This window comes from Lysinibacillus antri (assembly GCF_003977595.1).
Lineage (GTDB): Bacteria > Bacillota > Bacilli > Bacillales_A > Planococcaceae > Ureibacillus > Ureibacillus antri.
Genome location: NZ_RYYR01000011.1, coordinates 1 through 25,928 on the forward strand (window position 1 = coordinate 1; position 25,928 = coordinate 25,928).

A 25,928-nucleotide genomic window follows, 5' to 3' on the forward strand; every position below is an offset into this window, starting at 1 on the left:
TTTTCGTTTTACCTTTAGAAATCTCTTGAGTTTATTGTAAAAGAAAAAAGACTGTAGGCAAACTCGAAATTTATCGAGTTTGTCTACAGTCTGAAAGGGCGTATTTCTTAAAGAAATGCGCCCTTTAACAGAAGACTCGATTTTAATATAATCTTAAAAGAAAATAATAATGTAATATTCTTTCAATATTGCACCCTTTACTTTAAGTACATTTCTTCACAAAGTCTTACTTTTACAGATAAAAAGAACTACTGTGGAAACCCCGATTGTGAAACGGAAGACATCTCTTTTACTTCATTAAAAACATATAGTAATGTTCATAATCTTGTTTTCCATCTTTAACTACCCGGAAACCGACGGACTTTGCTAACTTTTTAATTTCTTCTTTTGAAATTCTGTTCTGTAATGGTGGACCTATTTGACATTCAGAATCCGTGTCGAACTCAGCTATTAAAACCCGTACATCCTCATTAATATGTTTATTGACGTTTCTCATTATATTAATTGGAGAATCTGCGTGATGAAGAACATCAGTAATCATTACAATGTCAACATTTCCTACAGTGTTCAATGATGTTTCAGCATTTCTCCAAATTGGAATAATGTTGTCTTTCTTTTCCTCTATTTCTCTTAGAAAAAGATCAAGAGCTTCCTTTGATTGATCTAATGCAAAAATTATACCGTCTTCCCCAATAAAATTGGCATATTGCAAAGTAAAAACACCTGGTCCAGTACCAATATCAAGAACTGATTCCCCTTTTTCATATCTACAAGTTTAATCTACTCGTAAACTAATGGAAATCGTTCTAATTGTCTTTGTTTGACTTCTTCCCAACCTAAATATGATAAATCTTTGTGAAAGTCCAATATAAGGACCTTCTTACCAGCCAAAGTTTGTAAGCGTAGAATAAATAAAATATATTGATACCAAAACGGCAACAACAGTTAGAGCAATTATCCAAAATTCTTTACAACGGTGCTTGAACAAACGATATATAGAGAAAATTGCTGTAACAAAAGTCATCAAAATCATCAAACGTCGTATCCAAAGGGCTCCCGACATAGTAGCCATCATATCTGTACTGCCACCTAGTAGCATAAGAATCCCCATATGAATCCAATGGTGAGACGTAGCAAGGAAGGAAAAGACAACAGAAGATATAGAAGTGGTGGCTTGCTTAGTTTTAAAATTCATTTTGTTTGCTCCTTTTTTTGGATAAAACATCATTAAATAATTTGAGTCCACTCAAAATTTGATGCTGACAATCTTCTGAAACTCCATTCAAAATAGAAACGTAATATTGGATTGACTGTTCTCTTACTTGTTTTAACGAACTTCCCCCTTTTTCTGTCAATGACACCAAAACTTCACGACGATTCGCTTCGTTTAAAAGTCTGTTTACAAAACCACCTTTTACGAGGGAATCCACCAAACGGCTCACCGTACTTCGTTCTAGAAATAATAGTTCTGCCAATTCGCCAATGGTTAACGTTTTATTCTCTAATTCTTGTAAAGCAAATACTTGAGATGGAGACAAATTAAAACCACACGGAGTTACATTTTGCTCAAGCAAACCAAATAATCGAACAAACTTTTGAACTGTATTGCGTAGTTCTAGAATTTCTTCTCGATTCAATTTTTCATCACCTTCACCTATATATAATGATGTACCATACAAATGTTGTATTATACATATATTGTAGTGAACATTAATTACTCAGTCAACAAAATGCTTATTTTATTTTTTCGATTATTAAAGTATTCTGTCATTTAGTTTAATTATATTTCTTCACAATATCACACCATATAAGTCATATTCTTTTAAATGGCCCTTTAATTGAATAAAGCACTTTCCTTATTAATTAAAGGAAAGCGCCCTTTAATGGAATAACTTAAATATAATATCAATTCCAAACTCACTTAATGCTTCTTCAATTACTGCCCTAATAAAGATACTTCTGGATAACAATCGCAACGGGAATTATTCCATTCTTAAATAAAGAAACCCACTTAAACCTATGTTTTTTTGTACTAATTTACTATTTTCATACAACATCTTTAATTCAGCTTATTTTTTAGATATTCCTCATAGGTAATTATCCCTTTTTTTTGCATAGGATTTGTATTTTTTCCTTCGATTAAAGAATTATATAGTTTTCCTGAGAAAGGAATACTTAAAACATCATTGCTTTCATTGTTAATTTTAATTTTCAACTCCGCCATTTCTCTTAATGTCATTATATCTGGACCACAGAAATCATCTAATTTTCCTTGTGGGCCTTTATTAACTAAATCAATTAAATGTCTGGCAAATTCATTAACATCCACGCTTTGAAATTTAATCTTTCCAGGGATTATATATCTTTTGAAGAAAGGTTTTGATAACAGTAAATTCTCAACAAAGCTATGAAACTGAGTTGCACGAGAAATCGTATAGGGTACAGAACTGTTTTTTAATAATTCTTCTGCTTTGTATTTAAGTCTATAATATTTGAAGGGGATTTCCTCGATTCCCACAATTGATGGATAAATAAAAAGTTTTATATGATGCAACTTGCTTAAAAGTTTTTCAAAACCAGCAACCTCAATGTTTTTAGAATTTTTGGTCGGGCTAGTTGCTGCGTGAATAATTACATCAACATCTTTTACTGCTTCTTCTAAACCTTCGCCAGATAATAGATCGCTATAAACCCATGTGAAGTCTACTCCTTCTGGTTTTCTTCTCGAAGTCATTTTAACTTGATAATCCAAGCCTTTTAATTGCTTTAACAAAGCTGAACCTAGTTGTCCGGTTGAACCAGTTATAAGTATTCTCAAGTACAACACTCCCATTCAAATGGATTATCTTTGTATTGTAATATTCAGAAGTTGGTTACTTTATTCTACTAACCTTCCCCACTAGTTTAGGTGTAATCCTTCATAATTTATCTATACCATTATATAAGACCTATATGTGTTTTACTTTCCTCCACAATCTGGCCCTATAACGAAAAGACACGCATTTTTACATGGGTGTCTTATTTAAAGATTAATTTCAAAAGTATTTACTATAAAAATGCTGTCTAAGTTTTCCGCTTAGCTGGGCATATATTTTTGTAGTCTCCCTCTTTTCATGATCCAGTAAACTTTGGATCACATCAATTGGCGCACCGTTATTAATCATATGTGTTGCATAGCTGTGTCCTAAACTGGATGGCTTTAAGTGATTCCCTGACTGTACTAAATATTCTTTTAACTTCTATGTACTAAATTCGTTTATATCAATGTCACCAAAAAACCTTAATAAAAGATTATATTGAAAACAATATGTTTTTAATGCAATCATTGAATAACCCTCGATTTTTTTATCCTGTTGATACTTTTTCCACGCGTCGGATAATAACATAATACTTTCACTCTCCTATTAATTAAATCTATTAATCTAGATTCTATTATGTTCAGAGAAACTCTTTTTTAAACGAAGATATTCAAAAATCGTAAAAAATAGCGGATTATCAAAATATGAGAACGCTTGAAATACAAGAAAAAGGACACTTTATTTTTTACAGAAAAGCGCCCTTTAATGGAATATTACAAAGTTGTTTTATAGATACGAGAACTATCTCCCCACGGATGATATCCAGTACCGATGAATTCAAATCCAAATTTTTCATAAAACCCGATATGTTCTGTACTGAGGTATAAATGGTTAAAACCTCCTTCTTTTGCATCAATCTTCGCATTTTCTAATAATATCGAACTATAAGCATTTCCCCTGTATTCCTCTTCGATGTACACAGCACACAACCAAGGATATAAATCCATACGGCTAATAAAATCGTTTGTAACAATACCTGCGCAACCAATTATTTTATCACCTTCCATCAATAAATACCATTGTGGCAATGGATTAGAGGGGGTAATACAATGGGTAATACAGTCTTCAAATACCATCATACTTTGTTCGTTTGCCCATTTACTTTGAATAAATTTAATGGCTCTATCCTTAAATTCAGGATTTTTTTTTACAGAAATGATTTTCATTTTCTTCACACCTCATCATTTAACTTTCTTTGAAGGTAATTAAAATCCCTGTTAAAGAACCACTTCGACATTCTTAATAAAACTCCTGCTTGTTTAGTAATCTGTCCCTTTCATGGAAAAAAGCGCAATTCACTCTGGAAAAGCGCCCTATAATTGAGTAAGAGTTAACTTCTATTAGCCGGTTTTGCAGGATACTTATTATCTGCTATTATTACTTTTTTCCATTATACACTGCGTTTTTTGGCACTATCGGTAGACGGAAACATATCCACCTAAGCACGAATTCTTTCTACATTACGATTCATCAGTTTACGACCAATATTCCGATAAACCCATTTTTTCAGCGGTGTTAATTGTTGTTGATATTTTTCAAAGAATTCATCGGGTGAATTGAACACACCGAAATCGTGGTTAATACCTTCTTTTTGAATATAAGTATCATTGGCATTCCACTCTACTTGTGGATTTTGAAAGTTATCGGTAGCGGCACCATATCCACAAAAACTGGTTTTGCAATCATAAAACTTTTCTTGTAACTTTTTCAAATATTTGCTGTCCAGAATGAAACCCTCAATGTTATACCAATGCTCTTTATACTGAACTTCAACCCAGCTATGAATAATACTTTGGGGAGCAAGCTTATAGATGATTCCTGTCATTGCACCTCTTTGCAATTTCTTGTCAATGGTAAAACCATGTATCCGGCAAGGTATTCCAACAGCCCTTAGAAGCGCCATAAATAATGTTCCCTTTGTATTGCACTGTCCATAACCATCTTTTAACACCTCAGAGGCGGAAATCGTATCATCTGTATTATATCCAAATGTGATATCATCACGAACGAAATTATAGATTTTACTGATTTTTTTAAAATTATCATCATTTAACCATCCCTGTTTTTTTATTAATCTCTGTATTGAGCTATGGTTAAAATTCAACATTTGAGTTTCTTGCAAGTACTTATTCATTGTGTAATCCTCCCTCTTGTTTGATTACACTTTATCAAAATACCTATCAGTAAACTTTCAAAAACTCGCTATCTTTTATTATATTTGTTGCAGACATCCCAGTCATCATTTTATTGGTATATGCAAGATGTGATGGACTATCGAAACCAGCACTAAGAGCGGCTGTCGTTATGTTTTCTCCATTGAAAATGGACTCGTATGCTACCTGAAGTTTATGCAAAACAATATAACTTTTTAAGGGAATACCTGTTTCTTCTTTGAATAAATGCGCCAAACGACTTTCAGAGAGACCTATTTTTTTAGAAAGATTCTTGATCTGATGAAAATCATCTTCATGCATGCAGTCATCAAAGTAATTCAATACTTCCACAACCCGATCATCAAAATTTTTCATATGACCAGAAGTAAACTGAAATGTAACGCTCTGAGCAAAGGAAAGAATAGCCTCATGACTCTTTTGTTCTAGCGCATTTTTTAAAGTATTCTGCATAAATATGTATTTTTGAAGTGGGAAAATATAAAAGGGCTGATCCATTAACAACCCTCTCATCCTACGCCCTAGTTCTGTTGTAGGATCAACTAAAATAGTGAAATGGGCTTCTTCCTCTGTGTTAAACTTATGCAGTATATTCATATTTATAAGAATGGCACTACAGGAGATAAGCTGTCCATTAACTTCGATAGTTAACATCTTTTTACTGCTGAGAAACATTTGCAGTAACCAATGTTTATGGGAATCTGCTTCTATACTATTTGAAATGGCCATAAAATTTCTACCGTATTTAATAATATAGTTCATTACTGCACCTCTGAAATTATCAGTATTAAATTTATGATAGTAATTTTAGATTTATCTTTTTCACAAAAGCTCGATTTGTTTTTAATCAGTGTATCTTCAACCTCGTACCCGATCGTTACCGTTTCATCGTCCTCTTCATAAATCTTTAATTAAAAGTTTACCAAGTAATATCTATTTTAACAATTCCATCCATTCCTTTAAGTATCTTCTATCACAATCACATCTAACTTTAACATAAATATCCAGAATCTTCTTATTTATTGTTAAGCCATTATATGACCCAATAGCAGAAAGACACACACTTATACATAGGTGTCTTAAATCACTAAAAGTTTATGGAATGAATGGATAGGCTACACTGAGTTGGACATTTTGTATAAGAGATTAAGATCAATTCCTATGTCTATCAACGAAGAAGAGCTTTATATGGAGCAATGGGCATGATAGCCTCGTTTGGCTAAGACAGCCCAATATAGCTGGCTTTCTGGCGCAACGAATCATGCCCATAGAGGCTCCATGTCAAGCAACTTGTGCGCCCCTTATACGTTAAGAAGATAATTCAACCACCTTTAAAAAGTTGTCCAAAACTGTTGCCGTACCAATGTTCAATGAAAGACTTTTTCATACGAGGATATTCAACAATTTAAAATATTGATAAATTTCGAACTCTGACTAATCTAAAAAGGCCCTATCCCTATTTTCCAGGAAAGCGCCCTTTAGCGGAATACTGAAAAATTATTAAAGTAGTTCCTCTATCATTTTGCTAAATTCCTAATTTTCTTTAAGTAACAATTCCACAACATATTAAATTGAATTTTGATAGGCATTCCGAATTTGTTTCGATTTATAAAATTGTTCTATACTCTTTTTTCGTACCTCTAAATTTTGTAAATGCGGTTTGTGTAATATTGATTGTTGTTCTTCAAACTTTTTATTCAAACGAATTTTAGATAACTCGTCTGGTAAGATTAAATTATTATTTGAAGACATCATACCAAGTTCATAACATCGATTAATAATTTCTAGGATTTTACCACTTTTTATTTCGTCTCTTTGTCCATTATCAAAAGTCGCTAATTCTAATCGTTCCTTCCAATGTGCATTTTCATAGCTCATTTCTCCGCTTCTCACATTGTCGGGACTGATTATTTCCCCTCTTTCAAGCATTGAACAGAAATCATAAAAATGAATGGATGTTGTACCTGCCGGAACAGCTTCAGTTCCGGAACCCTCAGTTGCTACAATACCAAAGGCAAGAAATGTTGGATGCAAGTTTTTGATATAGCTATCCCAACGTTCAACATCCTCAGAATTATACTCAACACCATTTACTTTCACAGTTTTTGGTGCTTCTTGAATTTCTTCATTCTCTATATTTTGTACAGTGTAATTAGAAGATTTTCCCGTATTTTGTGTTTGCCAAACCTTCGTAATGTCTGAGGAACCTATTGTTTGTAACATCTTCATTAACCTCCCGTTAGTTTTTTGATTATTTACACTCTTTATCGGATATCAAACCAAAATTTACAATAAATAACCAAATTATGTAAAACTTACCCAAGTACCTTTTATTTCAAATATATATTTCTCTCTAATTTCCTTAAATGTATTATACTGTAAATTAACATTTGCATACCGATAAATATATTAAATACTTTAAGGGAGGGTCAAAATGAATATTAATACAACCTATACATCAGCCGTTTCAACTACTCCAATTCAACGAAAGAATCAGGATAAAACAATTTCTAAAGAAAACGATCAAACCTCTATACACAGTACAAATGAATTTGTGAGCGAAAAAGATAAAATGATGAAAATACTAGATGAAAAGTATCGAAAAATCAATGAACAAAATAAACAATTTAAAGATCCTCATGGTCATATATTTGATAAGTATAGAAACCCTTATTCTCCTTATTACAGGAGTGATTTAACCAAGGAAGAGAGATTTGCTGCTTACAGTATGGAAATACACTGGGCAAATCATGGAACAGGGGGGATGTATATTTCCACTGATGCTGTCTTTCGTAATGAAAAGGCATACAACCCCGAACAAGAAAGTATAGAAAGAAAAGCATTTAATCGGCAAAAGGTTAATGAACAATTGCATTCATTATTATCTAAGAATGGAGTTACACTTCCTAAAGGGAAAAGTTTAGCATTTACCATTGACCCGAATAACTTCAAATTAATAATTAGTGGATCAAAAGATGAAGTACTTATAAGTCAATTAGAAAGCTTATTAAATACAGACAATAATTCAAGAGAATTATTTTTCCATATAATGAAAAGTAGATCTCACGATTCAACTCAATTTTCAAATGCAAAATTAGATAAGTTCCGCCTTGTCAATCAAATAAAAACAACGACAGGATATAATTTGAAAGATTTGGAGAATGTAAATGGTAAGTTTATAACAGAAGATGGGACGGATATTTTAAATATTTATAGGGAGAAGCTTAGTCAAAATCCATATACCAAGGATCATGTCGGAGCAGCACTTAGTTATTATGGATCTACTGGTACGGCAACAGTTTTGGACAACTTTTTAAAGGTGGTTGAATTATCTTCTTAACGTATAAGGGGCGCACAAGTTGCTTGACATGGAGCCTCTATGGGCATGATTCGTTGCGCCAGAAAGCCAGCTATATTGGGCTGTCTTAGCCAAACGAGGCTATCATGCCCATTGCTCCATATAAAGCTCTTCTTCGTTGATAGACATAGGAATTGATCTTAATCTCTTATACAAAATGTCCAACTCAGTGTAGCCTATCCAAGACCCATTATGTTAATAATAAAGGCGCAATCCTCACCGATTGCGCCCGTTTCTGGAATAACTAAAATATATTCTTATTTACTTCTTCATTCACTAAAGCCCTTTATTTTTGTAATCCTTACTCTTGAAGAACCAATCACTGTTAATTAATCTATGAATTTAAAAATTATATATTTCCGATTTTATACTATCCACAAATTCGATTATTTGTTCCAGCTTTACTACAAGACATAATGCTAGACCACATTCTGATGGTCCAAAACGATTCTTTTCATTTGCGTCTAATGAAAAAATTAATTTATATAAAGGTTCAAATTCATTTCTTTCGCTTTCGGACACTTGGTAAATACCATATTCTGGATAATAGTATTGGCCAAATTGGGGAATATGATAAATGCACAGTCCTGGATCATGCATTTCTAACATACTTAGATGGGTATTATCAATTTGTTTTAAATCATCTAATAGCTTTAAGAAATCTTTCTTTAAACAAGCAATTTCCATGTGTACTTCTGGAAAAGCTGGACCAGTTCGAAAATAAATTCCAAATCTAACACTACTTGAATTAACTACTACTAAATTAATTTCTACTTCACAAGTAGGTTTACTAGAGCAATCCTTTAATATTGGCATAACTAAATCCCCTTTTTTTCCTTTTTAAATTGTAAATTAATTTACCATAAAACACCAATTAGTGTTCAATAATTTATCCCCTAAAAGCAAAAAGAGCGTAAATTCATCCTCTGAAAACTGGCCCTATTCATAAAGAAAAAAAAGACACTTTCCTTATTTTCAGAAAAGCGCTCTATTCTTGATATGGACATTTCTTTAACTTCGACAATTTAAAATAACCCACTATAACTCCTCAATTTTTTTGAAAACATCTGTATAAAGCTTTTGTAAGTCCTTTTTATCTTCTAAATAATAATACCAAGCATTCTCTTTATCTTTATTAATGTCATATTAATAACCCGAACGTATTTTTGAAACGCGTCTGATTCTGGAATAACTAAAAAATAATTTTAATCATGAAGTTATTTAATCTTCTTTCACTACACTATAAACTGCGTAAACCAAGCAATATACTTAGCACCTGGAATGAATAATGCCTGTGCTAGAAGTGTTCCTAATAATCTTGATGTTACCATCATAATAGAGACACTTTTTAAAGTAACATAGCTACCCTTTTGATTAATTACATCATCCGCTAAAATTGAAATTTTAGGATCAATAAAGACAATTAGCAAGATTGTAGCTACACCATTAATTAAACCCGATGCCATAACAGCTGTTGTTGCTCGTTCAGGTGCAATTAACGCTGCATATAGTGCAGATAACACGCCTATTGTATAAATTGCTGTAATCAATACATTAATAAGAAATAATTTAATCGGGATATCACGCCAGCTCATATCTTTTAAATAAGCATATCTAGGTAGATGAATATGTTTTTTGGCACGTCTTAAATAAGTCAGTGTAAATCCTTTTTTCAATAACCCTGGAATCGAACCTCTTTCCTCTGCTAAATGAATGATGGCTCTCGAAAAAATTGCAATAAATGTCGGTAACAAAAGTAAACCGATTATTGTGCCTAATGTTGCAGATCCAATGAGAATACGATACTGGCTCTCCACAAATTCTAATGCATTTTCTTTTGGTGCATTATCAATCAAACTTCCTGTAAAAGGTTGTTGCATCATGTTTGCTAGCCTTGAAACCATTACCATCACATTAAATAGGGAGAGTGCTGATGCTAACAGTTTCACTCTTGCCCCTGATAAACGAACTGAATATGCTAATGTTTCAATTGAATGAATGATTAAAATAAATAATGCAATCATTACTAATTGTGTTGTGAAAAATCCCAAAGGCATTACCTACTCCAATTTTATTTGTTAAAAAAGTTCCTGATATTTTGTCTATATATCAGTTGCTTTATATAAACGAAATGAAAAGAGTGATTGTTTCCATTTTCCATTAACAAATAATACTTAACGTAGCCTCTACAATATTCAGCTAACTAAAAATAGACGCATTCCTTAATAAAGTCAAAGGGCCAAAAGACTTTATTGAATCTATGTATTCGACAATGGACCATAATATAGAATATGCATTGTTCAAAGAAAATCGCAAAAAAAGGAGTTAACATATAAATATACATCACATTCGTAATGCAACAATCGTTGTTGAATACGCAGGGAAAAAGTTTTTGATTGACCCAATGTTAGCAGAGAAAGGGACTATGCCGCCTTTTGGAACTGGTGTTGGTTTACCCCCTGCACCAAGAGAAGACCAAAATAATCCTTTGGTAAGCTTACCGACATCCATTGACAATATTATTTCTAATATTGATGCTGTCATTGTCACTCATCTGCACCCTGACCATTGGGATGAAGCTGCAATAGAAGTATTACAAAAAGATATCAAACTATTTGCCCAAAATGAAGAAGATGTAACTGCTATCAAAAACACTGGTTTCCAAAATTTAGAGATTTTAAAAGAGGATACCATTTTTGAAGGTATCCAATTAGTTAAAACTAAAGCCGAGCATGGCAGAGGAGAAATCTTAGAGCATGCTGGTCATACATGTGGGGTTGTCTTTAAGCACGCTGATGAGAAAACATTATACGTTGCTGGCGACACAGTTTGGTATGATGAAGTACAAGAAGTTATCAATACGCATAAACCAGAAATCATTGTTGTTAATGCTGGCGATAATCAATTCCTTGTTGGTGGTTCTCTTGTAATGGGGAAAGATGATGTCTATGAGGTAGTCAAGGCTGCACCAGAGACAAAAATCATTTCTATCCACATGGAAGCAGTGAATCATTGGACATTATCAAGAGAAGAATTAAAGAGTTTTATCAACGAAAAAGGAATTACCTCTAATGTGTTAGTACCAAATGATGGCGAGTCATATTCATTTTAATACTGAAAACAGACAGAACAATCTCATTTCTGTCTGTTTTTATTTGTATTACATCTAGTAATTACTCTACCGTATCTAATGAAACTATCGTGTTACTTTAAGTACATTATTTCACAATCTCACCTTGCATGTCGGAATCTACGTCTAAAACGGATTAAAAACGAAAAGACTTCCTTCTATTCTTCCTTTTATTAAACTATTCTGCCTGTTAGAACAAAAGAAAACGGGATCACCGCATTATCCCTTCTTTAAACATAAGCATCCGTTAGCTTAACTTCGGTTGATGCTTAATCTCCAGGTATTGGAAAAAGTCGTTCTTGGTTATACAGTTTAAAATACAAGGTTGTTTTTCTTTTTCCTCAAGTTTTCGATGTTCTTCAGGATACATGGTCTCAACATGCAATGTCACATATGGAAGTTTTTCTTGGGCTTTTTGGGATCGAACATTTGCAGCGTGGGCACCTGCAAAGACCAGGTCGACTCCCAATTGCCCAAAAGCGATTTTTAGTATCTCTTCTTTTGATTTTTGATTGTAGCCTTTGCCCCAAAATGCCTTGCCGATCCAGCTCCCAATCGAACAGTGGCATTTTTCTTTATCAATATCCATAAGCGTGGTCACTCCGATGATGTGGTTTTCTTCATTAAGGATGACACGGCTAATTGACCTTCCATCTCTTTCTTCATTTATTATGTGATTGATAAACCACTTTGTATCTTCAACAGAGCCATCTTTAAAGCTTAAGTGCTCATTTACATTTGGGTCTGATGAAAGCTGATAAAGCCTGTTTGCATATTTTTGGTCATGTGGCAGTAATTTTATTGTAACCAAAGCTGAGTTCCCCCTCTAAACGAACAATTCTCGTTTATTTAACTGTTTTTTTCATCCAGCCAAATGCTAGCTAGCTTTTGAACCGCTTCTCTCATCTTTTCAATCGATACACCACTAAATCCAAATTGCAGGACTGGATACCGGTGCGCGGGATTCTTCCAAAAGCCCTTTGTCGGATATACCTTTACCTTAACCCTTGCTGCTTCAGCAACTAATTGCTCCTCCGTTTTCGCCACCTTGATTTCTGCTAAAAGGTGGATGCCCGCATCCTTTGAAAAAATGTGAACACGGTCTTGAAAGTACTCCTCGAAACAACACTTGAATGCCTCCAATTTCAAGGCATTTTTTTTGCGCATTCTGCGAAGCTGATTTCCAAAGAAACCAGCTTTCATAAACTCCGCAGTCGTTAATTGCATTAGTTTTGATACCGGCTGTTCATATAGGCCCTTATACTGATACATAGTTTGCATCAGTCTCTTTGGAAAAACCATGTAACTAATTTTTGCAAAAGGGATTAGCGTAGATGAGAGTGTCCCCATATAGATAACATAATCTCTACCCTCATCGAAGGTCTTGATAGATGGGATAATTTCATTCAGATTTCGGAATTCAGACTCAAAATCATCTTCAATGATATAACTGTCTGTTTCTTTTGCCCAGTTCAGTAAGTCAAGACGGTTCTCCAATGACATAAAAACCGTTTCCGTCCCTCTATGAGAGGTATGCACATAAATTGCTTGCGGTTTATAGCTATGTAAACCTTGCCAGTCAATTTCTTCAGAGAGAATAAGAGACGGTGCCTGAAACAGTGTCCCAAAGATATGCCGAGCTTTATTGTAGGTCGGCTCTTCAACAGCCACCCTTTCTATGCCATCTAGTTTAAAAATCGAAGCAAGGAAAAACAGAATTTGCTGGATTCCTCCCCCAATTATTATTTCATCCACATCACATGTTACCCCTCTGCTGGTTTCCACATAATTTTTTATTTGCTCCCTTAAAGGCGCCTCTCCGAACGCATTCGATAAACTTAATAGTGTTTTTTCATTTTGGTCCAAGGTCTTCTGAAAGCTCTGTTTCCAATCAGAATAAGGAAGATCTTCCGACTCTATATTGCCGTAAAAAAAGTCTATTATCTCTGCTTTATCCCCCTCAGATTGAAAAGTCGTCATTTGCTGGTGATTGGATTCTATTAACATCATCTCATCTTGAAAATCTATAATATATCCGGACTGAGGTTTACTGCTGATTAAACCTTCAGCAAGCAATAATTCATAGGCATGAAGAATTGTATTTTTCCCGACACCTAAATCGATTGCCATTTTTCGGACCGAGGGCAGCTTTTGCCCGTTTTGAAGATCTCCGGTAAGGATTCGATTTCTGATTTCCTTGTATACCTGCTCGAATAATGGCTGAATTGAATTTCGGTCAATATTTATGAAAAACTCAAGCATAAAGTTTCCTCTTTTAATTATGTATTTGGACAAGTAGTCATTTTTATATTGCTTTTTCCTACTCTTTATACGTTCTATATAAATGCACAATCCCCTTTTTTCTTGCTGGAAATAAAGTCCTGGATGACTATAGTACGTAAAGGTCCGGCCGGCCAGATGACAGAAGAGTCCCTTCCTCTTAGCTAGAGTAAAAAAGTGGGGAGCTATATTTCTTAGACATAGAAACCCTGCATATTGTACCCATTATAAATATAACAACTGTCACTATTATTGAGCATGCAAAGTTGCTAAACTCATTCTATAAACCAATTAGAAAGGAGTGCCCAATAATATGGCATTAGAAATGCGAAAAAAATGTGAAAGTTGTAATGATTCAATTGATGACAATTCACTCGCTTTTATATGTGTCTATGAATGTACTTTTTGCTCTCCATGCACTGAAGAAATGAATAGTATTTGTCCAAATTGCGGAGGAGAACTTGTAAAAAGACCTATGAAGCCACAAAATATTTGTCCACTTTAAAGTTTTTAAACAGGGATTCTCCTTATTTTTTATTGCACAATATCTATCTTTCTGTTAGGGATTCTGAGTTTGATAGCGGTATTCTTTGTTCATGTACCTATATTGACATCGACAGGAGTTAAAAAAGAAAATTAGGTTGATAAATATTGTTTATAAAGGACATCCTGCAGCACGGCAATATGGGATGTCCTTTTTTATAAAAAAGTGTTATTTCACAATCTGGCCATTTAATTGAATACTACTGCGAAGGTTTTAAGGTTAAAACAATCCCTGCTTATTAAATGATTTTTTCAAATTTCACTTTTAAAATAACGAGGGTTGAATATTGTTCGTTGAAGTCATATTAATTCCTAATTGCTCTTCGGATGGGTAGAAATAGCAATCATCAATACCTAAACTTTCTTTGTCAAAATACAGAGTCCCTTTTTCTGCTTCATTCATTAAAACAAAAACAACATCCAAATAAATATATGGTCTTTGTAAAGTTCCAGTTGAAAGTCTTTTATTAACATTAAAGTATTCCCTTGTGATACGACTAATTTGGATTGCATTGGAAAACCTATTAAGTACTAATGAATAAGCAATTTCTTCTGGTATTCCCTCTAATATTTCATATCCATATTCCTCATCTTTGATCTTAACCAATAATTCATCTAGTGCATAATCTATCATTTTTAATGCAGCCATCACGACATCTGTATCTTTTATAGGTAGATTTAAGAATGCATTTAAATGGTCTTTACCATATGCAATCATTTTATCCCGCATTAACGGGCAGTAAAGACTCCTACCTCAAGACTTAAGTAAAACAAAAAGGATAGGTAGGAGATCAACTGCCCGTAAAAGCCCGATTGGTTCAACTAACAATCCGTGGGGGATGAAAAAAACCCCCACGGATTGAAGTTTCACTTTATATGTTCCCTTATGTTGTACAGTGAACATATGTCGTAAGGTAATCCCGCAAGCACATTTCCCCCAACATTTAATCATAGTTTCTTTTCTCAAACCAGTTCTAATTAATATGCTTAAATTACCTAATTGCTTAAGGGTGTAAAATATCTAGATATTTTATGTATGTTTGGTGCATAAATATTTAATAAATTAAAATAAGGTGTCGGATAATATGTAATATTTCAAAAATGAAGGTCGATATCGGTTCAATTCGTTTTAAACACTTCTATATATACATTTGACTATGTAAATCTGCAAGTGAGGTTATTTTTATTTTGGAGATTTGTATATTAAAGTGAAAATCCACGTAATTAACCACATCCAAATTGACCTGTAGTCATAAATGGTAGTTATAAAATTAATATTCTAAAATTTAATTAATAAAATAATAAGATAAATATTGACCGTGAGTACAAAAAGTATTATAAATAGTTTGGTAGTTATTTCAAAAAAAGGAGAAATATAAGTTGCCTAATACACGTATTCACTTTATGGATTTTTTAAAAGTTTTTCTTTCGTGCACTGTAATCGTCCATCATGCAGGTCAACCTTATGGCGGGTCAAATGGTTTTTGGTATGTACGAGATTCGGGTGTCGATTCTGACTTGGGCGTTTTTTTCGGGATAAACGCTGCCTTTAATATGAGTCTTTATTTTTTTCTTTCTGCTTATTTTATTCCTCTTGCGTATAAGCACAAAGGGAATATAGGTTTTTTGAAAGATCGTTTGAAGAGAATTGGTATCCCTTTATTGTTTGGTTTTATAGTAATAATTCCTTTAATAATGTACTTTTATTATAATGAATTCCGTGGTTACCCTAACCTATCGTTATTTGAATACTATAAAAATATTTATTTAGGATTTGGTGAAAAACCGTTAAATTGGGCAGGACCATCTTGGCCAGATTTAAATTTTGGTCATCTTTGGTTTATTGAACATCTTCTTATTTATTCCCTAATCTATCTATTATTGATGAATCTTTTTAAAAATATTAAGTTACCTAAAATTGCATTTGTTCCAACGAATAAACATATTTTTATATTTGTTATTATCGTATCATTATTCACTTTTTTAATTCGAACAAATTATGCATTAGATGAATGGATTGGTGTACTAGGCTTTATCCAAATGGAATATGCACACTTTCCTCAATATTTAGCATTTGTAATTTTAGGAATTATAGCTGCGAATAGTAATTGGATTCACCATATCCCTAAAAATGTAGGGAAATTATGGTTATACATGGGGATTTTATTAATTATTTTAAATGTCTTTGGATTTGTACCACATTCAAGGGGTGGATGGGATAGTAGTTCACTTATTTATGCAATCTATGAAACTTTTCTATGTACAGCACTTTCAATTGGTTTAATTGAATTATTCCAACGTAAATTAAATAGAAAATCAAAATGGATTGAGATGCTAGCTAAAAATACATTTTGTGTTTACATTATTCAAACTCCGGTTTTAATTGGAATTCAATATGCTTTAATTAGTGTACCTGTTTCAGGCTATATAAAATTTGTATTAGCATCACTATTGGGGATTGTCTTTAGCCATTTAATATCGTATTTTATTATTCGGAAATTACCGGTTATTAGTCTACTATTCTCTGGTACAAATCATAGACGTTCTCAAAGTTTAGTCGTTAACTTCCATAAGAAGAGTATTAATTAGTTCTCGGCTTGTCTCCAATTCTCTCTTTAACAACATTCCTGCGAGTTTTTATAACCCAGGCTATTCTCGCAGGAGTACTTTGGAAATCAACAGGATCTTTATGAAGATATTCCTTTAAAGAAAACATCAAAACTCATCATAAGTTGTGTAATAAGATCATCTTCGCCTCCACCAAGACACCAGTGCGTTAATACACCAATAAACATTTGAATAGTTAAGTCTGCCAGTGTTTCAGGAGGCAATTTTTGTGTAAATTCCCCCGTTTCTTGTCCATACTTAAAAATTGGAATCAACAAAGCACGAAGATTATTCATATTATCCATGTGATCATTTAAATTATTAGCACTTGAGAGGGTTGCCATTAAAGTTGCTCTTCTTAATGACCTTGTATAGTTTAAATTATGTACGATATTAATTAACGAAGAAAGTAATTTAGGTACTACTGGACTTGTGATATTCATTAATTTTTCAGCTTCTGAATAAATTGAAATTCTTTCAAAATCTTCGATGACTGCCTCTTTTGTCGGAAAATAATTAAAAAAAGTACCCTTAGAAACCCCGGCTAATTTCACAATATCTTCAACCTTTGTGGATTCATATCCATTTTCCGAAAATAATTTGAAAGCAGCGTTTGTTATAGCTAATTTAGTCTGTCTTTTCTTTTCTTCCCTTCTCAACTTTTTTTCACTCCATTTCTTACAATAACGTTATTTTAATTCTACTATAAATAACTGTTCAAAAAGTAATTATTGTTTTAATAATGCGTAATAAGAAAAACAGATAGCTATTATGGCGTTTTGTTAGTATTTTTTGTTTTTTCCTTTTTAGGCTAGTTTGAATTTTAATGGCGTACATGCGGGTTAATATTTTCCTATTTGATTTTAGCGTTAAATTATTGTGTTTTTAAATGTGTTTGGGGCGTGTAAATTTAATAAATAGTAATAAAGAGTCGGATAATATGTAGTGTTTTGAAAAGTGGAATTATGACGCCTCTTTTTACCGAAATTATCAAATCCCCTCCCCTTGCCTACTGGAAGATCAGGATTTTAATGATGGTCATTTCTTGGTTCTTCTGGCCTTCTCCTACTGTGGCGTTACTTGGGGCGGTGTTGTTGCCGGTTGCGATTCAGGCAGGTCTCCCAGCACTTGGAGTTCCTGATGCCAACAAAGGAACCTATTATTCTTCTATATTTTTATACATAATGCTTATAAAAGTAAAAACCAAGAATGTTTATTTTACAGCATTCTTGGTTTTCATTTCAGCGAGAAATTTAGCTTCTGATCTTCAACAATCGCTCCCGACTGTGGAACAACTACCCAGATGGAAATATAGACGTACCTACAATAGATAATTATGCTATCTATATATTAAGGTGAAAACTTATCTGCTCTGGGTTCTCAAATAATTGTAATTAAATCCATTATAGAAAACATCTTTTCTTCGTGGTTTTTAAGAAGTTGTGCTATATTCAAAATGTCAGGAGTGAGTTGATGAAAAAGTTTTTAACAATTACCGCAATAATTCTTGTTTTACTCGGAGCAGCTGGCTATGCTGTGTGGCATTTTGGGACAAATATCGCTTCCGAAAAAATAGTGGAAAAAGTGGAATCTACTATAGATGACGAAAATCTAGAAGAAGTAAAATCCTATATCGAGAACGATTCGAAGGTTCAAGAAATTGTAAGCGAGGCAGCAACTACAAATCCGGATACTCTTCCCTTCCAAACTAAGGAAGAAGCGACACGTGTGTTAATAAAAAAAGTGGGCGTTAATCGTTTACTTGAAATTCAGGAGCAAGCGCAAAACGGTTCAATTAGTAAGGATGAATTATTATCCGAAATTGAAGGTAAACTGTCTGAAGATGAAATTTCTGCTTTAAAATATGTTTTATATAAGGAATTGAATAAATGAAACTAGCCATTTAAAAGTTTAAATTAAAAAAGCAGAAAGACTGAGATTCACATAAGGATTTTCAACACAGCCATTTTTTATTTATCTTCAAAACTATTTCTGCTTCAATTAACACACTATTTAGTTGAAGCAGAAGGTGTTATGACATAATTAAAAGCGTTCCATCGTTAGATCCATATTTACTGAAACCGCAGATTTATTACCTTTAGCAGCTGAAATCATTAAAGAGGATGGTTTAGACCTTTCTGTTTCACCTGCAATATATACATTTTTTTGAGTTATTTAAAATACCCTTCTGAAAATTTTTCTTCCTGGTTATCTTCTTCTTAAGTAAAGATGGAAACTTGCTTTTTGACACAATTCGTACCATTCTTTAGTAAAATACTTCAATACATCCCCCTCGTTTTTCTAAGCAACCTGCCCTTTAATTGAAAAATGCTAAATAGATTATGCTACCAACTATTATTAAAAGAATAAGTATTCCTATACCTTTCCAACCTAAATCCCCAAATAAATCTTGAAGTCCTCCACCATGAATACTTCCGGCTGGGTTTTTCTTTAATTCTTCTTGTCTCAATCTTTCTCTTCGTGCTTCGGGAGTTTCTTTATCTTTATTCAATGAATACACCTCCACTAACCACTTTTTTTAACCTTATCATAAATTCCAATTTTATGGAATTTCACAATATGGCCCTTTTCATGAAGAAAAGCACAATTCTTGCTGAAGAATTGTGCCCTTTAATGGAATAACTACAATAATCATAAAATCACTTCATTCTTCTTACACGAACGCCCTCTTAGTTATACATAAAGACTTACACATTAATTGCATATTATATAAATGATGTGACAACAATAAGTAATTATTTCTTACCTTTTCGTTCTAAAAGTATAGGTGCTATATTTAGTAAGATAGAAACAATTGTCAAAAACCATAATGCCCTTTCCATACTAGGTACTACATCCTCTAAAGCTGCCCAATCTTTCACTTCTACCCACACCGATACAAGACTGTATTCTGCACAAAGTGTTAATGCTGTAAATGATAACCCCATTGCCATCGCAAGTTTGTAATCTTTACCTGTTGTATACATATAAAGATTTCTAAAAGTTGCTACTATTGCAATAAGACCTATTATTAACCACATAATGAAGCCTCCATTATACTTCCGCTTTTTAATATAGATATAAATTGTAGTTATATGGTTTCCAAAGCGTGCTTTGGAAACCTTTCATAAAAGAATGTCGTTCAACAATCTAGTCCATTCCTCTTATCTCGTTTAGCCGACTATCATTAGTTAAAATTTAACAATATTAACATTCCCAATACAATTAAGCTACCTCGTTAGTACAATAGGCTAGCACAGAAAGAAGTAACTTTTTTACATTCTTTAAATACTGTGAAGGAAAGAACCTAGTAACTGCATTCGAAGAGATAATCAATTACAAAACAATTACTATAAGATTTAACAAAAATGCATACTAAGGACACCACGTGGCAAACTAAAATCATGGAGGTGTATATAGTGAGTAACAATCGAAAGAGCAATGTAAGTGGTACCGTTAGTGATAAGCAAGCAGTAAGGAAGAATTTATCAAAGGAGTTTGATCATGAATTTGCAAACGAACCTTTGACAGCCGCAGAGAGAGCTAATAATAAGAAAACTAAGAAGCGGCAATGATGCCTCTGACAAATTGATGCAGTGGTCAACAACATTACCTATTACGTGTATCGTCTTTAATAAGTTATCAAAATGATACAACAAGGAAGCGTCCGAAAAGTAATTTTCGAACGCTTCCTTTGCGACGAGAATAGTGACAATTTATTGTTACTACCGCAGGAGTACAGCTTTTTAACAATATTTTATCATTAGAAGCGTAGATGTCTAGAAAGTGTAGTACTTTCTGGACATCCCCTATTTGACGCTTACAATTATAATACAATTGCACAAGCTCTTTCCGATGACATCGTATTATTATTTACACGAGGGGGTAAACATACTTGTTATATGAACGAAAACGGTTCGTCAAAGTTCGAAATTACACGAAATCTTTCTTCAACTAACCTAGCCCGATTGTGGAATATAGAAATTCTATTTTGAATCACATTTTCCTACCGATTAGCTTCTTTGGTTTGAAAATTTTTATTCAAATATTTCTTGCTTATTCTCTAGTATTTTGGACACTTTCATTTTGACACGAGGAACTCCATCTTTTTGGTAATAATCATTTAATATTTGTTCTACTTCGATTTTGTCTGTACCTAGTATTTTAGGAGAAAATTGCTCAACATAGATGTCCCCACAACCTTTAACACAGTTCGCCATTGTATCCAGTGCAATTAAACTTAAAGGTCTACCTTTGTTTAGCCAAGATTTCATTCTTTCCCAAGTTGGTAAGCATACAGATGCCAACCTTCCCCAATTATCATTAAAAATTATGCAAGTTGACTCCATCCAATCCAGTATATTGCTTGAACGGAATCGGTATAGGCAGGTAAAAGACGCTATTGGCAATTCTTTTTCACTTACTAATTTCAATTTCTCAAATATATTATTTAATCCCTCTTCTACTGGTATACTACTGGCTGTTGCCCAAGAGAGTGGGTAAAGATATTCTTGATCATAATTCTCCCAAAGTTCTCTTACCCATTCCGAAGCAGAAGTACCTAAAACATCAGCTGTAATTTCCAACATTCGTGATTTTAGTTCGTAATTTTCTGTTCCATAAAACCTTGATTTTACAGAAATTAGGATCTTTTGGTTATCGTGCTTTTTAAGAGCTTTTATTACATCATCCTCAAGAAACCATCTAGTTATTGAAAAATCTAATAAAGACTCCAAATCATTTCGAACTTCTCGTAATGTGGGTGCTTTATCATTTTTAGTTACCACTACATCTTCTTCTGGTTGGCAAGCCTCGCCGTCTTCTTCGTAAAAATCATCATGCAATAAAAATTTGTTGGGAGAATGGACAACCGCTAAGTTGTACCATTCAATAGGTCGTAATGAATATTTCAATAGTCTATCGTGACATTGATTGCATAATTTATAAGGTTGATTAGGTTCATCAGACATTTCTACAACATTAATTTCATTTTTTTTACAGGCTTCACATAAATCAGTTATCATCTTTAAAACTACACCTCTTCTTCATATCCCTAAATTATATTATTCAGCGTAACCCATTTCCTTTTATTCAACAATAGGCCCTTTAATTGAACACTGCTACGAATGTTTTAAGGTTAAAACACCCCCCGCTTATTACATGATTTTTTCAAATTTCACTTTTAAAATAACGAAGGTTGAACATTGTTCGTTGAAGTCGTATTAATCTCTAATTTCTCTTCAGATGGGTAGAAATAGCAGTCATCAATACCTGAACTTTCTTTGTCAAAATACAGAGTCCCATTTTCTGCTTCATTCATTAAAGCAAGAACAACATCCATATAAATATATGACCTTTGTAAAGTTCCTGTTGAAAGCCTTTTATCAACATGAAAGTACTCCCTTGTGATACGACTAATTTCGTTTGCACTAGAAACCCCATTAAGTACTAATGAATAAGCAATTTCAGCAATGGTTGGATTAGGAGAGACTAGTAAATGTCTAGTAGATTCAAGGATTTTCTGATTCCTCGCATGTTTCTCTTTTTGTTCTAGTTCATTACGTTCTCTTAATATTTCTCTAGCTTTTAAATAAGTCTGTGCTCTTTTGACTGCTTCTACACGCTCTGCCTCACGTTGTTCATTTTTAACCTTTTCCAATTCTTTGGTGTAGTATTTATTGACTTCTCGCTCAATTTTTTTGATTTGTCGGTTTAACAAGGGTATGTGATGTTCGACATGTTCTTTTATGTTTTTAGGCAGTTCAATTTCTTCTGGTATTTCCGCTACTATTTCATATCCATAATCATCATCTCTGATCTTAACCAATAGTTCATCCAGTTCATAATCTATCGTTTTTAATCCAGCCATTACTGCGTCTATATCTTTTATAGGTAGATTTAAAAATGCACTTAAATGGTCTTTACCGTATGTAATCGTTTTATTTGTTCCCTTATGTTGTACAGTGAACATATATCGTAAAGTAATCCCACAAGCACATTTCCCTAAACGATTCCCTGGACCAAAATCCACGTAATCAACAATGTCCCAGTCTTCTATGTTTCTTTCATCCTCTTGTAAATCTATATCTACTGATTTAATCGCTTGTACTTTTTCTTCAATCATAATATTACCGAAAATTGTTCTCCTACCACGCTTTACTTGATTTAACAAATACTCTTTTTGTTCATCTGTAACAAGAAATAATAATTCGTTTCTTTCAACTTGGGATAAGGGTTCAAATAGCATATAGTACCTCCAGTTTGACTTTTTACCTAATTTTACTACAATAATCTAATCCAATTCGGTTTACTTATTAGTATCGAAAGAATATTTCAGTTTTTGGATCTTCTTAATAGTTTTATCTTCACTTAAATATTCCTTCTTAACCTATTAAAACGAATCCCCCCGCCTGCTATAATGTTTACAAAACATCAGCCAAGTAAAAAATGTATTCAATAAATTTCCTAAGCACACACCCATTAGACATATGCCTTATATTTTAAGCGTAAAAGAAATGAGGGAGAACATGGGTGCTTTAGGTGTTGATTTGTCGGCGCTGCATTGGATTTATGTTGTGTTCATCATTGGGTTTATGGTGAAACGCCGGGATACGACGTTGATCTGTATAGTTGGGATCTTCATATTGGCAATTGGGGATTTGACCGCTTCCATTAGCGGGGTCTTTAATAACTTTATCTATGCCATCACCGAGTTGTTGTCGACGATATTAATTATTTCGATAATCGTAGCCATGAGTCGTGTATTATTGAAAACGGGGATCAATGAAGTGATGGTTTCTCTGTTTACAAAAATCATTAAAAACCCTACCCTTGCTTACTGGATGATTGGGATTTTAATGATGATCATTTCTTGGTTTTTCTGGTCTTCTCCAGCTATGGCGTTACTTGGGGCGGTGTTGTTACCGGTTGCCATTCGGGCAGGTCTCCCAGCACTTGGAGTTCCGAAGATCAATAAAAGAACCTTTTATTCTTCTATATTTTTATTTTAGCGAGGAATTTGGCTTCTGATCTTCAACAATCGACCCGTTTGCTGAATTAGTGGGAAAATGATGGACTTACTCTTAAAGAGTTTGAAGTCATGCTCCTAGAGGCTGGTCGACCTTCCTTCACTTCTACTATAAAAAATAGTAGCACAAACCATGGTCTTGGTTTGTACTACTAATGATTGTATGTTTAGTTTCTTGATATTGTTAGATTTAACCATCCAAATATTATAGTAAGGACTGGACTTAGTAAACAAAAGAACGCAAAAGGCAAATAGTCGATCACGGAAACGTCAAGCATCGAGGCAATAAATAAACCACAAACACTCCAAGGGACAAGCGGATTAACGACTGTACCCGCATCTTCTATTACCCGGCTTAAATTTTTCGGATGTAAGCCTAGTTCTCTATACTTTTGCCTAAAGGCTTCCCCTGTTAATAAAATCGATAAATACTGTTCTCCAACTACTATATTAATACCAATTGCAGTAAAAGCCGTACCTGTAATCAACGCACCAACTGATTTTAATAAACTTTCAATTTTGCTAAGCAATGTTTGAATAATACCTAAAGCAAACAATAACCCACCCATGCTGAGGCTAAGCACCACAAGCATAATTGTAAAGAACATACTACTGATACCACCACGAGTTAAAAGTGAATCAATTACTTCAACTCCTGTTTCAGAAACATAACCACTATATAAAATTGCACAGTAATCACTAACTGATAAAGACGTATGAAATATTGATAAGAAAAGCGCTACAAGGGAACTTACAATAAGTGTTAAAAATGCCGGCACTTTTTTGAATGTACAAACAATCAAGACTAGCAGTGGCACAATCGCATACCAATGCACAAAATTTGCAGCTTGTATACTAGCCTTATAGAACTCAATGGTCGTGTTATTTATTCCTACAACTGAAGGGGATAAAACAGCATATAGGACACCGCTAATTAAAAACGCAGGAATCGTTGTCCAACTCATATTTTTAATATGTACAAATAAATCAATATTGACGATGCTCGCAGCTAAATTTGTTGTATCTGACAATGGAGACATTTTATCGCCAAAAAACGCTCCGGATACAATAGCGCCAGCCGTCAATGCTAGTGATGCGTCAATCGCTCCTGCAATACTTACAAAAGCAACCCCAATCGTCGCTACAGTCGTCAATGAACTACCAATTGCTGTACCGATAATTGCTGTAATGATAAATACAATCGCATAAAAGAAACTAGCCGATACGAGAGTAAAACCCATATATAAAAGCGTTGGTATTGTACCGCTTACAATCCAGCTACTAATCAGTATACCTATTAAAAAGAAGATATAAATAGCTCCTATTCCTGAAATGGCTCCAGATTTCATACTTTCTTCCAACACTTTATATGGCACACGTTTTAGCAAACCATAAAAAATAAGAAGAATAATAGAAAAAAGAATTGGGATATGTGGTACAGTACCAAGCTTACCTATCGCAATAGAAATTATTAAAATAACTATTATTACTATGAATAATGCTTCGAATACTGACGGTTTTGTTTTTGCCTCAATAGAAAACATTTACTTACTCCTAGATGATATTTTTTCACGTTTCTAACTTCAACGATTCAACGCAATGAAGTCGTTTATCATTTTAGCATGTAATTGCTATATGTCAATGGGGGAGAAATTTTAAGAAAAAAAGGCAAAGAAACACGCGTTTATCATCATGATAAAGTTTTTTCTTTGTAGTAGCCAAAAGCCAATCGTGAAGTGCAAAAGTAGAACTTGCTTCTTTTGGGGACTTTGAATATAGAAGTTCTAAATATCAATACAATTGAAATTACAGAGAAAATTTTAACACGGTTATAATATAGTATAATTAATTCGTTACTAATCCGGCCCGTTAAAAAAAATAAACGCGTTCCTAAATAAACGCGTCTGATTGTTGAAGATTGTTAATTGACTAAAGCAGTTAATTCAAGAAGAAA

The 25,928-nt window shown here is 33.4% G+C and carries 24 protein-coding genes and 4 pseudogenes; 8 read left to right on the forward strand and 20 right to left on the reverse strand.

Annotated features, from left to right (window positions below):
- Positions 1-289 precede the first annotated feature (289 nt).
- From EK386_RS09700 to EK386_RS09740, 9 genes and pseudogenes are all read right to left on the reverse strand, one after another.
- Positions 290-754 (reverse strand): annotated as a pseudogene (locus EK386_RS09700) (class I SAM-dependent methyltransferase); the annotation flags it as partial.
- 126 nt (positions 755-880) lie between these two features.
- The gene (locus EK386_RS09705) at positions 881-1,195 is read right to left on the reverse strand and encodes a hypothetical protein (protein WP_126658969.1); all 315 of its coding nucleotides are present in this window, start codon (positions 1,193-1,195) and stop codon (positions 881-883) included.
- Positions 1,185-1,637: a MarR family winged helix-turn-helix transcriptional regulator gene (locus EK386_RS09710; RefSeq protein ID WP_126658970.1), complete on the reverse strand. Its 453-nt coding sequence runs from the start codon at positions 1,635-1,637 to the stop codon at positions 1,185-1,187. Before EK386_RS09710 ends, EK386_RS09705 begins: the two co-directional genes overlap by 11 nt.
- Before the next feature lie 422 nt (positions 1,638-2,059).
- Complete coding sequence (locus tag EK386_RS09715; RefSeq protein ID WP_126658971.1) at positions 2,060-2,818, reverse strand: SDR family oxidoreductase; 759 nt, start codon at positions 2,816-2,818, stop codon at positions 2,060-2,062.
- A gap of 217 nt (positions 2,819-3,035) precedes the next feature.
- A pseudogene (locus tag EK386_RS20815) lies at positions 3,036-3,197 on the reverse strand (tyrosine-type recombinase/integrase); the annotation flags it as partial.
- A gap of 374 nt (positions 3,198-3,571) precedes the next feature.
- Positions 3,572-4,024 carry a GNAT family N-acetyltransferase gene (locus tag EK386_RS09725; RefSeq protein WP_126658972.1) on the reverse strand — a complete coding sequence of 151 codons (453 nt, stop codon included), beginning with the start codon at positions 4,022-4,024 and terminating at the stop codon, positions 3,572-3,574.
- A gap of 272 nt (positions 4,025-4,296) precedes the next feature.
- Positions 4,297-4,992: a transglutaminase-like domain-containing protein gene (locus EK386_RS09730; RefSeq protein WP_126658973.1), complete on the reverse strand. Its 696-nt coding sequence runs from the start codon at positions 4,990-4,992 to the stop codon at positions 4,297-4,299.
- Positions 4,993-5,038: 46 nt separating this feature from the next.
- Entirely contained in the window at positions 5,039-5,791 is a 753-nt protein-coding gene (locus EK386_RS09735) for a helix-turn-helix domain-containing protein (protein ID WP_126658974.1), read from the reverse strand.
- 804 nt (positions 5,792-6,595) lie between these two features.
- A complete protein-coding gene (locus EK386_RS09740; protein WP_126658975.1) occupies positions 6,596-7,252 on the reverse strand; it encodes a YolB family phage-derived protein in 657 nt (218 codons plus the stop codon).
- Positions 7,253-7,463: 211 nt separating this feature from the next.
- On the opposite strand from EK386_RS09740, the gene EK386_RS09745 reads away from it, so the two are divergent.
- Positions 7,464-8,369, forward strand: a complete 906-nt coding sequence (locus EK386_RS09745) for a DUF4885 family protein (RefSeq protein WP_126658976.1) — start codon at positions 7,464-7,466, stop codon at positions 8,367-8,369.
- A 360-nt stretch (positions 8,370-8,729) separates the two neighbouring features.
- Here the strand turns inward: EK386_RS09745 and EK386_RS09750 are convergent, their stop codons facing one another.
- On the reverse strand, positions 8,730-9,203 hold the full coding sequence (locus EK386_RS09750) for a hypothetical protein (RefSeq protein ID WP_126658977.1): 474 nt from the start codon (positions 9,201-9,203) through the stop codon (positions 8,730-8,732).
- Positions 9,204-9,622: 419 nt separating this feature from the next.
- A complete protein-coding gene (locus EK386_RS09755; protein WP_126659104.1) occupies positions 9,623-10,411 on the reverse strand; it encodes a lipid II flippase Amj family protein in 789 nt (262 codons plus the stop codon).
- Positions 10,412-10,719: 308 nt separating this feature from the next.
- Here EK386_RS09755 and EK386_RS09760 point away from each other — a divergent pair, with 308 nt between their 5' ends.
- Complete coding sequence (locus EK386_RS09760) at positions 10,720-11,499, forward strand: MBL fold metallo-hydrolase (RefSeq protein WP_126658978.1); 780 nt, start codon at positions 10,720-10,722, stop codon at positions 11,497-11,499.
- Positions 11,500-11,764: 265 nt separating this feature from the next.
- Here the strand turns inward: EK386_RS09760 and EK386_RS09765 are convergent, their stop codons facing one another.
- Together EK386_RS09765 and pdxR are read right to left on the reverse strand one after the other, a co-directional pair.
- Positions 11,765-12,328, reverse strand: a complete 564-nt coding sequence (locus tag EK386_RS09765) for a GNAT family N-acetyltransferase (protein ID WP_126658979.1) — start codon at positions 12,326-12,328, stop codon at positions 11,765-11,767.
- Positions 12,329-12,366: 38 nt separating this feature from the next.
- Positions 12,367-13,779, reverse strand: a complete 1,413-nt coding sequence (gene pdxR, locus EK386_RS09770; protein ID WP_126658980.1) for a MocR-like pyridoxine biosynthesis transcription factor PdxR — start codon at positions 13,777-13,779, stop codon at positions 12,367-12,369.
- Positions 13,780-14,110: 331 nt separating this feature from the next.
- Between pdxR and EK386_RS09775 the strand changes: the two genes are divergently transcribed.
- A complete protein-coding gene (locus EK386_RS09775; RefSeq protein ID WP_126658981.1) occupies positions 14,111-14,302 on the forward strand; it encodes a DUF1272 domain-containing protein in 192 nt (63 codons plus the stop codon).
- Between the two features lie 303 nt (positions 14,303-14,605).
- Here EK386_RS09775 and EK386_RS09780 read toward each other — a convergent pair whose 3' ends face one another.
- Positions 14,606-15,058 (reverse strand): hypothetical protein, encoded by a 453-nt coding sequence (locus EK386_RS09780; RefSeq protein ID WP_126658982.1) that lies wholly within the window; start codon positions 15,056-15,058, stop codon positions 14,606-14,608.
- Positions 15,059-15,720: 662 nt separating this feature from the next.
- Between EK386_RS09780 and EK386_RS09785 the strand changes: the two genes are divergently transcribed.
- Positions 15,721-16,929 carry an acyltransferase family protein gene (locus EK386_RS09785; protein ID WP_126658983.1) on the forward strand — a complete coding sequence of 403 codons (1,209 nt, stop codon included), beginning with the start codon at positions 15,721-15,723 and terminating at the stop codon, positions 16,927-16,929.
- A gap of 98 nt (positions 16,930-17,027) precedes the next feature.
- Here the strand turns inward: EK386_RS09785 and EK386_RS09790 are convergent, their stop codons facing one another.
- On the reverse strand, positions 17,028-17,606 hold the full coding sequence (locus EK386_RS09790) for a TetR/AcrR family transcriptional regulator (RefSeq protein ID WP_126658984.1): 579 nt from the start codon (positions 17,604-17,606) through the stop codon (positions 17,028-17,030).
- A gap of 258 nt (positions 17,607-17,864) precedes the next feature.
- Here EK386_RS09790 and EK386_RS20820 point away from each other — a divergent pair.
- Positions 17,865-18,083, forward strand: a pseudogene (locus tag EK386_RS20820) (hypothetical protein); the annotation flags it as partial.
- A gap of 337 nt (positions 18,084-18,420) precedes the next feature.
- A complete protein-coding gene (locus EK386_RS09800) occupies positions 18,421-18,840 on the forward strand; it encodes a hypothetical protein (protein ID WP_126658986.1) in 420 nt (139 codons plus the stop codon).
- Between the two features lie 424 nt (positions 18,841-19,264).
- On the opposite strand, the gene EK386_RS09810 is transcribed toward EK386_RS09800, so the two are convergent.
- On the reverse strand, positions 19,265-19,459 hold the full coding sequence (locus EK386_RS09810) for a DUF6366 family protein (protein ID WP_126658987.1): 195 nt from the start codon (positions 19,457-19,459) through the stop codon (positions 19,265-19,267).
- 244 nt (positions 19,460-19,703) lie between these two features.
- On the reverse strand, positions 19,704-19,988 hold the full coding sequence (locus tag EK386_RS09815; RefSeq protein ID WP_126658988.1) for a hypothetical protein: 285 nt from the start codon (positions 19,986-19,988) through the stop codon (positions 19,704-19,706).
- 378 nt (positions 19,989-20,366) lie between these two features.
- Between EK386_RS09815 and sspO the strand changes: the two genes are divergently transcribed.
- Positions 20,367-20,522: a small acid-soluble spore protein SspO gene (gene sspO / locus EK386_RS09820; RefSeq protein ID WP_246027639.1), complete on the forward strand. Its 156-nt coding sequence runs from the start codon at positions 20,367-20,369 to the stop codon at positions 20,520-20,522.
- 462 nt (positions 20,523-20,984) lie between these two features.
- Here the strand turns inward: sspO and EK386_RS09825 are convergent, their stop codons facing one another.
- The gene (locus EK386_RS09825) at positions 20,985-21,971 is read right to left on the reverse strand and encodes a hypothetical protein (RefSeq protein WP_126658990.1); all 987 of its coding nucleotides are present in this window, start codon (positions 21,969-21,971) and stop codon (positions 20,985-20,987) included.
- 158 nt (positions 21,972-22,129) lie between these two features.
- Positions 22,130-23,194, reverse strand: a complete 1,065-nt coding sequence (locus tag EK386_RS09830) for a hypothetical protein (RefSeq protein WP_126658991.1) — start codon at positions 23,192-23,194, stop codon at positions 22,130-22,132.
- A gap of 280 nt (positions 23,195-23,474) precedes the next feature.
- Here EK386_RS09830 and EK386_RS09835 point away from each other — a divergent pair.
- Positions 23,475-23,909: pseudogene (locus EK386_RS09835) on the forward strand (hypothetical protein); the annotation flags it as partial.
- Between the two features lie 232 nt (positions 23,910-24,141).
- Here EK386_RS09835 and nhaC read toward each other — a convergent pair.
- A complete protein-coding gene (gene nhaC / locus EK386_RS09840; protein WP_126658992.1) occupies positions 24,142-25,518 on the reverse strand; it encodes a Na+/H+ antiporter NhaC in 1,377 nt (458 codons plus the stop codon).
- Positions 25,519-25,928 lie beyond the last annotated feature (410 nt).